This window comes from Chloroflexus sp., assembly GCF_049970315.1.
Classification (GTDB): domain Bacteria; phylum Chloroflexota; class Chloroflexia; order Chloroflexales; family Chloroflexaceae; genus Chloroflexus.
Genome location: NZ_JBMFNE010000029.1, coordinates 1 through 13116, shown reverse-complemented (window position 1 = coordinate 13116; position 13116 = coordinate 1). Strand labels below are relative to the sequence as shown.

The following is a 13116-nucleotide window of genomic DNA, read 5'->3' as shown; positions in this document are numbered from 1 at the left end:
AGACTACGTATGGCAACACCTATTACTTTAGCCCTCGATTGGACACCTAACACAAATCATATTGGGTTCTACGTAGCCATTGCCAAGGGATGGTACCGTGACGCCGGAATCGAACTGATTTTGCTATCCCCAGAAGAGGACAATTATCAGACGACACCGGCTGCGAAGGTGGCAGCGGGAAGAGCGTTATTGGCAATTGCTCCCTCGGAGAGTGCTTTGAGCTACCATCTTCACCCCACCAAACCATCGTTGGTTGCCATCGCAGCGCTAGCACAACGCGACACAAGTGCGATTGTGACATTAGCCAACAGCGGCATTGATCGACCGGCCAAACTTGATGGTCGTCGCTATGCTTCGTACAATGCGCGATTTGAGCGCGCAATCGTAGCGCAGATGATCCGAAACGACGGAGGGAAGGGTGAATTCGATGAGATCTTTCCACCCAAACTCGGCATCTGGGAAACATTGCTCACCGGCGTTGCCGATGCAACATGGGTCTTTATGCCGTGGGAAGGGGTGCAAGCCCGTCGAGCCGGGATCGCTCTCAACGCCTTCCACCTCGACGACTACGGTATTCCTTACGGCTACACGCCGATATTGTTGGCCCACCCGGATGCACTCCGCACCCATCCAGATGCCCTGCGCGCATTATTGAATGCAACTGCCGAGGGCTACCGCTTCGCCGTTCATCATCCCGATGAAGCCGTGGCAGCACTTATCACGGAAGCCAAGCACCCGAGCTTGCAGGATCGCGATTTTGTGACCGAAAGTTTGCATGAACTCGCCCCTGCTCTGCTGACCGCTGATGGTCGGTGGGGGGTGATGGATGACCAGCGGTGGCAAGCCTTTGTGACGTGGCTCGACCAACAAGGTCTGATTGTGGATCGCGATGGACAGCGCATCCCGTTAGCACCAGATACATACCTTGCTCTGTTCACAAATGAGCTATGGAACTAGGGTAATGCAGCGCCGGCAGTTGGTATACGCCGGCGCTCATCTGGTTAGGTTAGAATAGATTTTCATAATGAAAGGTTTTTTTGGATATGATCGTCTTAAACTACGCGCATCCGATTACAACTGCTCAGCAAGAGCAAATAGTCGCGTTAACCGGTCAATCTATCGCTCAACTAATCGACATCAACAGTCAAATCGATCAGCAGCAACCGCTCGAACCGCAAATCATCGCTCTTGCCGACGCTGCCGGATTGACGCCGCAGCAGTGGCAAAGTGAAGAAATTTTGGTCAATCTGCCGTCTTTAAATTTTAGTGCAGCCGCCCTGTTGGCAGAACTCCATGGTCGTATGGGGTACTTTCCGCCGGTGTTACGCTTACGACCAATTGCAGGGGCATTACCACCCCGTTTTGAAGTAGCCGAAATATTAAACCTGCAAGTCTTACGCGACGAAGCTCGTGCCCGTCGCACACGGTAGAGAGTCGTGTATGCCTGAGCACCTCCTGTATTTAGACTATGCCGCAACGACACCGCTCGACCCGCGTGTGCTCGAGGCAATGATGCCGTTTTTGAGCGGGATAAGCGGAAATGCCTCGAGTATCCATCAAGTAGGGCGAGCGGCATTGCAAGCGCTCGACGATGCCCGTGAACAAGTAGCGTTCGTCTTGGGCTGCCAACCGAAGGAGATCGTCTTTACGGGTGGCGGCAGTGAGAGCATTAATCTGGCGATCAAGGGTGTCGCTATGGCACTACGTGCGCAGGGGAAGACGCACGTGATCAGTAGTGCCATTGAGCATCACGCTGTCTTGCACGCTATCGATTACCTTGTGGAGTATGAAGGGTTTCGTGCGACCCTCCTCCCCGTCGACTGGAGTGGCCGGGTCAACCCTGCCGATCTCAGTGCTGCTATCCGTCCCGAAACGGCATTGGTATCGGTGATGTACGCTAATAACGAGACGGGAGTGATCCAGCCGATTGCCGAACTGGCCGCCATCTGTCACGAGCATGGGGTGTTATTCCATACCGATGCGGTGCAGGCCCCCGGCCAATTGCCGCTTGATGTGCAAGCGCTTGGTGTTGATTTACTCAGTCTGACAGCCCATAAGTTCTACGGGCCACAGGGAGTGGGAGTACTCTACATGCGCCGTGGCACACCACTGGTGCCGCAGATCAACGGTGGTGCTCAAGAACGCCGACGGCGAGCCGGGACAGAGAACATTGCCGGCATTGTCGGATTAGCAACGGCGTTAACGATTGCCGAGCGTGAGCGAGCACAGTATGTCCATCAGGTACGTACACTCAGTGAGCGACTGATCGATGGCGTATTGCAGCGTATTCCGCACTCGTGGCTCAACGGCGACCGAACCTATCGATTGCCGAGTATCGTCAATCTCGGCTTTGCGTGTATCGAGACCGAGAGTCTCTTACTCTTACTCGACCAGCGCGGCATCTGCGCTAGCTCAGGCAGCGCCTGTACATCTGGTTCACTGGAACCCTCACACGTCCTGTTGGCGATGGGGCTTTCGCCCGAAGAAGCGAATGGCTCGATCCGATTTTCGCTGGGTCGTCATACCACCGCCGAACAGATCGAGACCTTGCTCGAACTGTTGCCCGATCTTGTCGCGCAATTGCGCGCAGTAGCACCGTGTGCGTGAAGGTATCGCCAAAAAGAGCGCACCCACCGGCACAAAATGGTTGGCAGACCGGTTACTCGATGATATTGTTGCATATGGTCATCCATTTCTTGTTGAAGAGAGGAAAGTGACTAATGTTTCCCGTGATCACCATCGCCGGCGAGCCGTTTGAGCGAGGTCGTCAGTATGGTGCCTCCACCGCCAGACAGGTGCGGCACAGCATTGCCAGTTATGCCCGTCTCTTTGCCTATCGGCGCGGTCTTGATTGGGCTGCGGTACAGCGTGAGGCGCTTGCTTACGAGCCACTCCTTGCCGAAATCGCTCCCGACTTACTGAACGAGATGTACGGCATTGCTGAGGGGGCCGGCTGCACCCCCGCCGAAATTATTGCGCTCAATGTCCGTACCGAGTTGCTGGCCGGTGTAGGTGTGGGCGTGCATCACCCGGAAGCTACCGTTGCACTGGCCCGGAACCGTGCAGCGGGCGTCCCCTTCCACAATGAATTACCACTGAACGATTATGGTATGGTGGGCGAAGACGGTGAATGCACCACCGCTGCGGCTGCTCCACCGGCGACGATCAACGGAAGAGTCTGGCTGGCACAGACGTGGGATTGGCAAGGTGATCAACGGGCGGCGTGTATCCTGCTCCGCATCGACACTCCCGGTCATCCGCCGATCTTGACCCTGACCGAGGCAGGGATGGTCGCCAAAATCGGGCTAAACGGGGCTGGGGTTGCAGTCGGCTTAAACTTACTACGCTCGCGAGCGGATGGTCAACACCAAGGGATGCCGGTCCATGTCTTATTACGGCTGATGTTGCAGAGTACAAGTGTAGCTGTCGCTCGTCGGTTGGCCGAACTCCTTCCGTCCGGTGGTTCGTCGTGCATTACTCTGGCCGGTGCCACCGGCGAATTGCTGGCGCTAGAAATCACACCGGGCGGAGTCGCCGAGTTACCGGCGCGTGAAGGTCTCCTAGCCCACGCCAACCATTGCCTTGACGCCAACGCGGCTGCCGGTGAATGTGCGTTGGAACCTACCTCAACGAGTCGGGACCGGTACGGTCGGGCGTGGGATCTGCTGCAAGTCGCTGCCGGTCAGATCGATCTTGTGGTGTTGCAGAACATTTTGCGTGATCACGAAGGTGCGCCACGCTGTATCTGTCGTCACCCTGATCCGCGGATCGCCGCAGTTGATCGTAACGAGAGTGTGTGCGGTGTAATTATTGATGTGACAACCCAAACAATGCACATAGCGGCTAACCTACCGTGTCAGGTACCGTTCGTTCCGGTATCAATATAGAAACGCAAAGTACAAAAAGAGCAAGGGGGGGCAAACGCAAAGACGCGAAGGACGCCACGAAGACAATCTTTGCGTTCTCTGCGATCTTTGCACCCTTTGCGTTACCGTCGCCCGAACTGACGTTCGAGCTGAGCCGGTGTCATCAGGATCATAGTTGGGCGACCATGCGGACACGTGCGCGGGCTCACGCACTGTTCAAGTTGGCGCAGCAGATGACGCATCTCATCGTGCGAGAGCGGTTGCCCGGCACGCACCGAAGTATGGCAAGCCAACGTAATCAACATCGCTTCACGCCATTCGCGCGGACTACTCCCGCCACGCCCAGCTAGCCGCTCGGCCACCTCGTGCAATGCCTGCGTTAGCTCGTCGGGTGGCAGGGTTGCCGGTATTGACCGCACCAGCACTCCGGTTCCCCAAGGCTCCAGCACAAACCCCCATTCGGCCAACTTCTCGGCATTGCCTAGCAGAAGTGCGCTCGCTTCCGGGCTTAACTCGACCGCTTGCGGAATCAGCAACTGCTGCGACTCAACTGCACGTTGCGCATACTGGTTCATCAACTTCTCATAGGTAATTCGCTCGTGGGCAGCGTGCTGATCGATCAGATACATCCCCTCTGGTGCTTCTGCCACGATATACGTCAACCCGACTTGCCCAACCACGCGCAACGGCGGTAAGGCCGATGATGAGGTTGCAAATGAAGCATCTGGTGCAGGCGCAGAAGTATTCGACGTGGGTGTTGCAACCGGTGAAAACAGCAGCGACGGCTCATATCGCGAATTCGGTGTACCGACATCCCAGTGCGCACGTGCCCGATCCCATGCCGCAGCGCCTACTCCCCACGTTGCCGGTAAATTTGCCGGTTCCTGACCAAGACGGCGCAGCTCAAATCGACGTTGTGCAGTTGCCGGATCGGGAGCTTCCCACACCGGAATATCGCTCCCCTTGATCAGTGCATCGCGAATTGCCTGCCCCAACACACTATGGACATGGGCCGGATAGCGAAACTTGACCTCGCTCTTGGTTGGATGAACATTCACATCAATGGCAGCAGGATGCACTCGCAGATCGATAATCGCGATGGGGAAACGACCCTTCATCAGCATCGTATGGTATGCACTCTCTACCACGGCGGCCAAGGCCCCGCGCGGTTGCAATGCGCGCCGATTAGCAAAGAACGAAAGATAACTGCGCGAGCTACGAGTCAGGTCGGGCGGCGAGATCAGACCGATCACCGCCACCCACAACTCACCATCACCGACTTCGGCCTGCACCGGCACCAAGGCTCGTCCGACCTCAAGACCGTACAGCTCAACTACCACCGCACGCAGGTCGCCATCACCGGTCGTTTGAAACGCCAACCGCCCATCGATCACGAGGCTAAAACTCACTTCGGGGTAGGCAAGAGCGTACTGCTGAACGATTGCACTGATGGCACCGGTTTCGGTAGCTTCCGAACGGAGATACTCGCGCCGTACCGGCGTATTGTAGAACAGATTGCGTACCGTAATTGTCGTGCCGACAGGGCAACCACACAGCAAGCGTGACTGCACTTCACCACCGGCGATCCGCAGTTCAACCCCCAACTCGGCATCGGCGACGCGGGTCACACAGATCACCTGGGCAACGCTCGCAATGCTTGGCAATGCCTCACCACGAAAACCAAGCGTGCGAATGGACCATAAATCGTCGGCAGCGTGCAACTTACTCGTCGCATGACGAGCAAATGCCAACTCAACCTCCTCGGCAGGAATACCACAGCCATCATCTTGCACACGAATTTCACGCAGCCCACCACCACGCACTTCGACCACAATCCGGCGCGCACCGGCATCGAGTGCATTCTCGACCAGCTCCTTGGCAACGGAAGCCGGACGTTCGACCACTTCGCCGGCAGCAATCTGGGCAGCAATCGTTTCATCGAGCAGACGGATCGGCATAGCCTTCCACCCAATCGGCCACGTTTGTCAAACAAATGTTCAACAACAGTATATCACGGTGTTACCACCGGTGATGGCGTCACCGTCATTGTAACAGCCGGCGTTGGCGAGATCACGGCGGTCGGTGAACTGAGCAATGGTGGCGGGTTACGTTGGTCGGTAACCATAACGGTGATCCCCAACCCAACTAAAGCGACGAGCAACAGAATCGCGACGATCATCCCAACCCGCGAGAGCGGTTTAACCGACGGCGGGGTGATCGTCGCCGGTTTCACCACCGGTTCACCGGTCGTAGTCTGACTACTTATCGTCGGATCGAGACCATCAACGTGGGCGATAATCACGGTAATGTTATCGGGACCACCACGCGCGTTCGCCTCATCGACCAACCGCTGTGCCGCTACCTCTATCGGATGCATGCTGGCGATTGCTGCAATCTCATCATCGGAAAGTAACCCATGCATGCCATCGGTTGACAGCACTATCGTATCGCCGGGCAAGAGCGGCTCGCGGAACAGATCAACCTCAACATGGGCGAGATGACCAATAGCGCGGGTGATAATGTTCCGGATCGTTGATTGACGAGCCTGTTCGACGGTGAGTAAACCGGCAGCTACCTGATCGCCGATCAGGGAATGATCGAGGGTCAATTGCCTGATCCGGCCTTCGCGCACGAGATAAGCCCGACTATCGCCGACATTCGCAACATACAGCATATTACGGCAGAAAAATGCAGCGACGGCGGTTGTACCCATTGTGCCGCGGCCCTCTTCATAGACGCGCCGGTTGGCCATTACAAAAGCTTGACGGAGGCCTTCAGCCGGATCATCATTCGGCTGAAACGTGGTCAGAATGGTCTCAGCTGCCAATTTACTGGCGACCTCACCTGACAAGTGTCCACCCATACCATCACACACGACGAGCAGGGTTCCTTGCCCGACCTCAGCATTACCGTAGGCATCTTGATTGATCGCGCGCCGTTGACCGGCATCCGTCCGGGCACTGTACCTTACACGCATGGCCGACCTCTCGCCTCCTCACTCGTTGACCGCAGTATACCATACAGCCACCGACACGACACCCGATCTGAACTTATGGAAACGAGCGTGATGATCGTGCTTCCCCTTGGCCGATGTTCGTTACCTAAGCCTGCCACACACCCTTTGATTTCGTGGTACTATTACGATAAAGAATGGTTGATAAAGCAAGGAATTGAACAATGCCGACCATCGACTTTACCCGCTATTATCGTCCACACGAAGTCGAAGCTGCCCTCCAAGCGTGGGCTACCGAGCACCCCAACCTCTGTGCTTTGCGTAGCATCGGCACGAGTTACGAAGGGCGTCCGATCTGGCTCATGACCCTCACCAATCAGGCAACCGGTCCTGACGACGAGAAACCGGCATTTTGGCTCGATGCCAACATTCACGCCACCGAAGTCACCGGTTGTATGGGCGCGCTCCACGTGATCCAGACCGTGCTCGAGCAGTATGGGCGTGATCCCAACATTACCGCTTTACTCGATGAGCGAGCGCTTTACGTCGTTCCATGCGTCAATCCTGACGGGATGGAGCAAGCGCTCACTTCACCGGTCTACGTGCGTTCGGGTACACGTCGCTACCCCTTCACCGATGATCGCGATGGACTCTACCCCGCCGACATCGATGGCGATGGTCTCATCCTGCAAATGCGGGTGGTTGATCCCGATGGTGGCTGGAAGGTGAGTGAACGTGATCCGCGCTTGATGCGTCCGCGATTACCCGATGAGCGCGGCGGCACCTACTACCGCGTGTATACCGAGGGCTACATCCGCAACTTCGACGGCTACGAGGTTAAGATTGCCCCACCCGCTCAAGGATTAGATTTCAATCGCAACTTTCCTTACATTTGGGCCCCTGAGGGTGTCCAGCGCGGCGCCGGGCCATATCCGACATCTGAACCGGAGATTCGGGCGATTGTTGAGTTCCTCACATCTCACCTTAATGTGAGCAGTGCCATCTCGTACCACACGTATTCGGGTGCGATCTTGCGCCCGTATTCCGATAAACCTGACGATCAGATGCCGATCAACGATCTGTGGACGTACAAAGAGCTGGGCCGGCGCGGTGAGGAGATCACCGGCTACAAGCATGTCTCGGTCTATCACGGCTTTCGGTATCACCCACGCGACGTGATGCGGGGTGCGTTCGATGACTGGGCTTACGAGCAACTCGGTATCTACGCTTTTACCGTTGAGCTGTGGGATATGATCGGCGAAGCCGGTATCAAAGAACGCGATTTTATCGAGTGGTTCCGCGATCATCCCGAAGAAGACGATCTAAAGCTGCTGCGTTGGAACGACGAACAACTTGACGGCGCAGGATTCGTCAATTGGCGCCCCTTTGATCATCCGCAACTCGGCCGGGTTGAGATTGGTGGCTGGATTGAACGACGCACGTTCGGGAACCCACCGGAGAAATTCTTATTGCGCACCCTTGAACCGAACACCCGTTTCGTACTGGCTCTTGCCCAAACGGGGCCACGACTTGAGCTGCGGCACGTGCAGGCCGAACCGCTCGGTAACGACCTCTACCGACTGCAAGCGGTGGTGGTTAATAGCGGCTACTTGCCAACCTACGGCAGCAGCAAGGCACAAGAGATGAAAGCAGTCCAACCGATTGCCGTCGAGGTAACTCTGCCGACGGACGGTATGCTGGTGAGTGGTGAACAGCGGACAGAGATCGGTCAACTGGAGGGGCGGGCAAACAAACGGGCATTGTGGGGTGGTAGTTTTCCCACCGACCACCTGCGCCGTCTGACATGGACAATCCGGGCCCCGGCGGGAAGTAGTGTTGCTATTACGGCCCGCTCACAACGCGCCGGTGTAGCCCGTGCAACTGTGTCGTTGGGCGAAAGTATTCAATAATTGTAAGACAGGCCGAGCGACGTTGTAACGCAACGTCGCTCTTTTTGTTCGACTTGCCGACGGTACGGTCGGGTATCTACCGGCACTTGGAAGCGATACGACGCTGATGATGATCAACGAAAAACACCGGTTTGTACCGGTGCTTTAGTGGTGGGCCCCGTGGGACTCGAACCCACAACCGATTGATTAAGAGTCAACTGCTCTGCCAATTGAGCTAGAGGCCCGCTGAAAATATACAACAACCACCCCAAATTGTCAACTTGTCGTCAACGGCGAGGTTTTGTACAATGCGCATAGTGATTCATCGGGGAACGTCGCTTCATTATGCCTGATCATCGCTACTATCCAGAATATGGGCCGATTTATCGCCGTCGCGCGGCAAAGGGTGGGTTCACCCCTCACGAGAACTCACCCGCTACTGAGACGCGTCGACCACGTTCGCGCCGTCCATTGCGTCGCCGGTCTCACGGCTGGATGTGGCTGGCACTCGCGCTATTCGTCCTGATCATTGGGCCGGTTGGTGTGATCTATGCCGTTGACCTCATCTACCCCAATACCATTTTGCCCGGTATCTCACTCAACGGTGAACCAATCGGCGGACGTAATCGCACCGAGGTCATCATTGCGTTGCGTCAGCGGTATCGCGCATTTGAACAGCAACCGGTAACACTCACTTTCCGTGATTACGCCTGGCAGCCCTCATTGACCGAATTGGGGGTAACATTTGACCTGGAACGGGTAGTCAACAGTGCATTTGCGCTTGGTCGCAGTGGCGATCTCTTCACCCGCATCCGTGATCTGTGGATACTGTGGCAAGAAGGAATTGACCTCCCACTGCGCATGTCGGTTGATCTTAGCCAAACCCAGCGTTACTTACTGGGGATAGCACCGCAGATTGAACAGTTGCCCGCCGATGCCGTCCTCAGCCTGGCCGATGCCCGTGTTATCGGTCAACCGAGTCAACCTGGAACGCAACTGCTGATCGATGCAACGGCTAACGATGTGCTGCTTGCCATTCAGCAGCTCCGCCCACAGACGGTGGCGGTGCGAACCCGTCAGCTCGACCCCCAGATCGATGATACCGATCTGGTGATCGCTCAACAGATCGCAGTCAACTTGCTGCGTAGCCCGTTGGAACTGGTGGTCGAAGATCAGACCATCGTCTGGTCTCCTGAACGAATCGCCGAGTTGTTGCAGGTGACGCCGGTTGACGGTCAATTGACGGTACAAGTCAATCAAGACCGGCTCAACCGCGCAGTCGAAGGCTTAGCCCAGAGTATCGATACCGGTACGGCCGAACCACGTCTCCGCTTCAGTGATGGCCGAGTACGGATCGTAGCCGAGGGTCAGCCAGGCCGGCGCTTACGGCAGGCCGATGCCGCCACTGCAATTGCCGATCTGCTGATGCAACCCTCACCGATCACTCGGACCCTCGTGTTGCCGATAGACCGTATCGAACCGCAGATTACGGCTGCCACACTCGATAGCCTCGGTATTGTCGAATTGGTTGCCGAAGGGCGCAGTAGTTTCGCTGGCTCCGCACCATACCGTATTACCAATATTCGAGCCGGCGCTGCCCGTATGAACGGTGTCCTGATCGCACCCGGCGAAGAGTTTTCGTTTAATCGTCAGCTTGGTGAGGTCAATGCCGAAAATGGCTTTGTCGAGGGTTATGCCATTATCGGCAACCGTACCCAACTCGAATGGGGCGGCGGTGTCTGTCAGGTTAGCACCACCGTCTTTCGGGCCGCATTCTGGGCCGGCCTGCCGATCACCGAGCGCCACGCGCACTCGTTCTATATCAGTTGGTATGACCGGTTTGGGCTTGGCCCCAATGGCGACGGGCAAGGCTTGGATGCCGCTATCTTCACCGGTGTCCAAGACCTGAAATTCGTCAATGACACAGGGTATTGGCTGTTGATGCAGACCAGTATTGATGAGCAAGCGCAGGTATTGGTGGTACAACTCTACGGTACCCGACCCAAACGCGAGGTACGGATCGAGGAGCCGATCATCAGTAACGAAGTACGTGCTCCGAGCGAGCCGGTCTATGTCGATGATCCCTCGTTGCCACGCGGTACCATCCGGCAAACCGATGTCGCACGCAACGGACGCGACATCTCGATTTACCGTATTATCACCGACGCCAACGGCCAAGAGCGACGGGAACTCTTTTTTACCCGCTTCCGACCATGGCCAAACATCTTTGTACGGGGCACCGGGTGATGAATTTCGTGCTGAACTGTTGCGTGCGTAGGTGAAAAACGTGACAAACGTCATTCAAAATAGTATAAAAAAGACATTAGATTTTGGAGTGGCGAACGCTCATCATTTCCCTGACATCATATCTCGTCGTCCCCTCTGAAGATGCTATACGTGTCATAGCGAGGTTCAACACCGATGGCAGCAATTCGTCCGACGCCAAATGATCCGCTCGCCCACCCCCGCGCGCAATTGTGTCTCTTTGCCAACATTCCGGTACCACTATGTATCGCCACCCAAGCAGCCAATGGGGTGGCGCTGTGGCGTGTCGGGTATCGGATGGATGTGTTGCAGATCAATGTCGGACGACGCGGCAACCAACCCTGCCACCACTGCAATGTCGCCGATGGCCCCAACCGTAGAGCGATGATGACGCCAAAGATGACGCGCGCTTCGACCGAGATGGTGCAGCAGGCAGGTGAGTTAAGTCGTCACGTGATCGACCACTGCAACTCGGCAATGTGCACCGCGCTTCTTTGCCGAACCGCATGTCGAAATCATCGCTTGCCGACTCGTCCTCGCTCCCGCCAACACCGATGGTCAACGCAGCGAAGGTGTCTCTGCCAGGGAGGTGCAATACTTTGGATTATGGTCAACTCGACAGCGGACTGCAACTCAAGTGATCACCGACGCGACCGGTTCACGCCTGGCCGAACTTCACGCCGTTCTCGAAACGCACCGGCGCCACGAACGAGCCAACACTACGGTATTGTCTTCAACCGGCTTTGTACGCTGATGAATATGCCGATCGGTCCTTATCTGGCTTTTGCACAAGCGTGGACAACTCAACGACTATTCGCAATTACCGGTGCAGTCGTTTAAGCCGGCAACGGTTACGGGTTGACTATACCGAACAACCCGCTCGGCATGGTAGGATGTCGGCTGTACGAAGATGCGCACTCTCTGGTGCTGTCACAAACCATCGGCAATATCTCGCTCGCCGATCTGATCGACCGCAATCCAATATTCGTACTCCTGAGCACGGTTACGTATGCATCAACGCAATCGGTCCAACCCGAACAGCGATCAACGCGCCGTGAGCATGTTACCAACCCTCGTGATGATGGCCCGGCGCCCTGAACCGGGTCGCGTCAAGACACGCCTGTGCCCGCCGTTGACGGCAACACAGGCTGCATCGCTGTATGAACTGTTTTTGCGCGATTTGGTGGCGATGATGCGCACAGTATCAAACACACGATCGCTGATTGCCTATGCCCCCACCGACGCCGCCGAGTACTTTGCAGCTCTTGCGCCCGACATCGCCCGTCGCCCTCAGGTTGGTCGTAATCTAGGTGAGCGCCTGGCAGCAATCACCACTGAGCTGTTAGCAGAAGGTACATCGGCAGTCGTGATCATCGGCAGCGATAGCCCCAGCCTACCACCAACCTTGATCGGGCAAGCCTTGGCCGAGCTTGAACGCGGCGTCGATCTGGTCTTGGGGCCGGCGGACGACGGTGGATACTATCTGGTCGGCTTGCGCCGGATTGCTCCATCTCTCTTCACCGAGGTGCTCATGAGCACATCCACCGTCCTGCGCGATACCCTTGCTGTCGCCGAACGGCTAGGTTTACGCACAGTCCTGATCGATCCGTGGTACGACATCGATACCATTGCCGATCTCCAGCGGTTGCACGCCGATCCAGCCCCGCTGCCGCATAGCCGACCATTACTTGAGACGTTGTTGCGTAATTTATACCCAAACCGACCATAACACAGGTCTAGCTCAACGTATCCGATGGTAGATCCAACCGTACCAACGGCACCGGTCGATTCCATTCTGAGATCCGCTCACCAATCACCACGCCACCCATACGAAGGTAAAAACCGAGTGCATTTGGATCGGCTTCGAGTTCCATCTGGGCGATACCACGAGCGCGACAAACCGCAATCGCATCAGACAACAGCAACCGACCCACGCCGCGACCGATCCACTCCGGTATGACCCACAGAGCTACGCTCGAAATGACAGTCATTTGCTCGCAACAACGGTGCTCTCTCGCAAAGACAGCCCCCCTGTCATTGCGAGGGAGCGTCAGCGACCGAGAAATCTTACCACAGGAGCGTAGAAAAGACAGCCCCCCTGTCATTGCGAGGGAGCGTCAGCGACCGAGAAATCTTACCACAG

The 13116-nt window shown here is 56.4% G+C and carries 11 protein-coding genes and 1 tRNA gene; 8 read left to right on the top strand and 4 right to left on the bottom strand.

Annotated elements, in window-relative coordinates; genetic code table 11:
• The first annotated feature begins 9 nt into the window (after positions 1-9).
• The 4 genes from ACP5OT_RS15680 (at position 10) to ACP5OT_RS15665 (ending at position 3887) form a co-directional block, all read left to right on the top strand.
• The gene (locus ACP5OT_RS15680; protein ID WP_424676188.1) at positions 10-957 is read left to right on the top strand and encodes an ABC transporter substrate-binding protein; all 948 of its coding nucleotides are present in this window, start codon (positions 10-12) and stop codon (positions 955-957) included.
• A gap of 86 nt (positions 958-1043) precedes the next feature.
• Positions 1044-1430, top strand: a complete 387-nt coding sequence (csx15, locus tag ACP5OT_RS15675; protein WP_287911395.1) for a CRISPR-associated protein Csx15 — start codon at positions 1044-1046, stop codon at positions 1428-1430.
• Between the two features lie 10 nt (positions 1431-1440).
• Positions 1441-2607 carry a cysteine desulfurase family protein gene (locus tag ACP5OT_RS15670; RefSeq protein ID WP_424676187.1) on the top strand — a complete coding sequence of 389 codons (1167 nt, stop codon included), beginning with the start codon at positions 1441-1443 and terminating at the stop codon, positions 2605-2607.
• A gap of 113 nt (positions 2608-2720) precedes the next feature.
• Positions 2721-3887 (top strand): C45 family autoproteolytic acyltransferase/hydolase, encoded by a 1167-nt coding sequence (locus ACP5OT_RS15665; RefSeq protein ID WP_424676186.1) that lies wholly within the window; start codon positions 2721-2723, stop codon positions 3885-3887.
• Between the two features lie 101 nt (positions 3888-3988).
• Here ACP5OT_RS15665 and mutL read toward each other — a convergent pair whose 3' ends face one another.
• Positions 3989-5824: a DNA mismatch repair endonuclease MutL gene (gene mutL, locus ACP5OT_RS15660; protein ID WP_428132649.1), complete on the bottom strand. Its 1836-nt coding sequence runs from the start codon at positions 5822-5824 to the stop codon at positions 3989-3991.
• Between the two features lie 53 nt (positions 5825-5877).
• On the bottom strand, positions 5878-6843 hold the full coding sequence (locus ACP5OT_RS15655; protein ID WP_424676184.1) for a PP2C family protein-serine/threonine phosphatase: 966 nt from the start codon (positions 6841-6843) through the stop codon (positions 5878-5880).
• A gap of 200 nt (positions 6844-7043) precedes the next feature.
• Between ACP5OT_RS15655 and ACP5OT_RS15650 the strand changes: the two genes are divergently transcribed.
• On the top strand, positions 7044-8729 hold the full coding sequence (locus ACP5OT_RS15650; RefSeq protein ID WP_424676183.1) for a M14 family metallopeptidase: 1686 nt from the start codon (positions 7044-7046) through the stop codon (positions 8727-8729).
• A gap of 148 nt (positions 8730-8877) precedes the next feature.
• Here ACP5OT_RS15650 and ACP5OT_RS15645 read toward each other — a convergent pair.
• A tRNA-Lys gene (locus ACP5OT_RS15645) sits at positions 8878-8953 on the bottom strand.
• A 100-nt stretch (positions 8954-9053) separates the two neighbouring features.
• Here ACP5OT_RS15645 and ACP5OT_RS15640 point away from each other — a divergent pair.
• From ACP5OT_RS15640 to ACP5OT_RS15630, 3 genes are all read left to right on the top strand, one after another.
• On the top strand, positions 9054-10955 hold the full coding sequence (locus ACP5OT_RS15640; protein WP_428132646.1) for a VanW family protein: 1902 nt from the start codon (positions 9054-9056) through the stop codon (positions 10953-10955).
• Positions 10956-11129: 174 nt separating this feature from the next.
• On the top strand, positions 11130-11813 hold the full coding sequence (locus ACP5OT_RS15635; RefSeq protein ID WP_424676181.1) for a hypothetical protein: 684 nt from the start codon (positions 11130-11132) through the stop codon (positions 11811-11813).
• A gap of 169 nt (positions 11814-11982) precedes the next feature.
• Positions 11983-12702, top strand: a complete 720-nt coding sequence (locus ACP5OT_RS15630; protein ID WP_424676180.1) for a TIGR04282 family arsenosugar biosynthesis glycosyltransferase — start codon at positions 11983-11985, stop codon at positions 12700-12702.
• A 7-nt stretch (positions 12703-12709) separates the two neighbouring features.
• On the opposite strand, the gene ACP5OT_RS15625 is transcribed toward ACP5OT_RS15630, so the two are convergent.
• Positions 12710-12964: a GNAT family N-acetyltransferase gene (locus ACP5OT_RS15625; RefSeq protein WP_428111833.1), complete on the bottom strand. Its 255-nt coding sequence runs from the start codon at positions 12962-12964 to the stop codon at positions 12710-12712.
• Positions 12965-13116 lie beyond the last annotated feature (152 nt).

Excerpts from the sequence above, each read along its gene's own strand:
- ACP5OT_RS15640 (WP_428132646.1), top strand. The coding sequence starts at position 9,054 with ATGCCTGATCATCGCTACTATCCAGAATATGGGCCGATTTATCGCCGT.
- ACP5OT_RS15630 (WP_424676180.1), top strand. The coding sequence starts at position 11,983 with ATGCATCAACGCAATCGGTCCAACCCGAACAGCGATCAACGCGCCGTG.
- ACP5OT_RS15670 (WP_424676187.1), top strand. The coding sequence starts at position 1,441 with ATGCCTGAGCACCTCCTGTATTTAGACTATGCCGCAACGACACCGCTC.
- ACP5OT_RS15680 (WP_424676188.1), top strand. The coding sequence starts at position 10 with ATGGCAACACCTATTACTTTAGCCCTCGATTGGACACCTAACACAAAT.
- ACP5OT_RS15655 (WP_424676184.1), bottom strand. The coding sequence starts at position 6,843 with ATGCGTGTAAGGTACAGTGCCCGGACGGATGCCGGTCAACGGCGCGCG.
- csx15 (WP_287911395.1), top strand. The coding sequence starts at position 1,044 with ATGATCGTCTTAAACTACGCGCATCCGATTACAACTGCTCAGCAAGAG.
- ACP5OT_RS15635 (WP_424676181.1), top strand. The coding sequence starts at position 11,130 with ATGGCAGCAATTCGTCCGACGCCAAATGATCCGCTCGCCCACCCCCGC.
- ACP5OT_RS15625 (WP_428111833.1), bottom strand. The coding sequence starts at position 12,964 with ATGACTGTCATTTCGAGCGTAGCTCTGTGGGTCATACCGGAGTGGATC.
- mutL (WP_428132649.1), bottom strand. The coding sequence starts at position 5,824 with ATGCCGATCCGTCTGCTCGATGAAACGATTGCTGCCCAGATTGCTGCC.
- ACP5OT_RS15665 (WP_424676186.1), top strand. The coding sequence starts at position 2,721 with ATGTTTCCCGTGATCACCATCGCCGGCGAGCCGTTTGAGCGAGGTCGT.
- ACP5OT_RS15650 (WP_424676183.1), top strand. The coding sequence starts at position 7,044 with ATGCCGACCATCGACTTTACCCGCTATTATCGTCCACACGAAGTCGAA.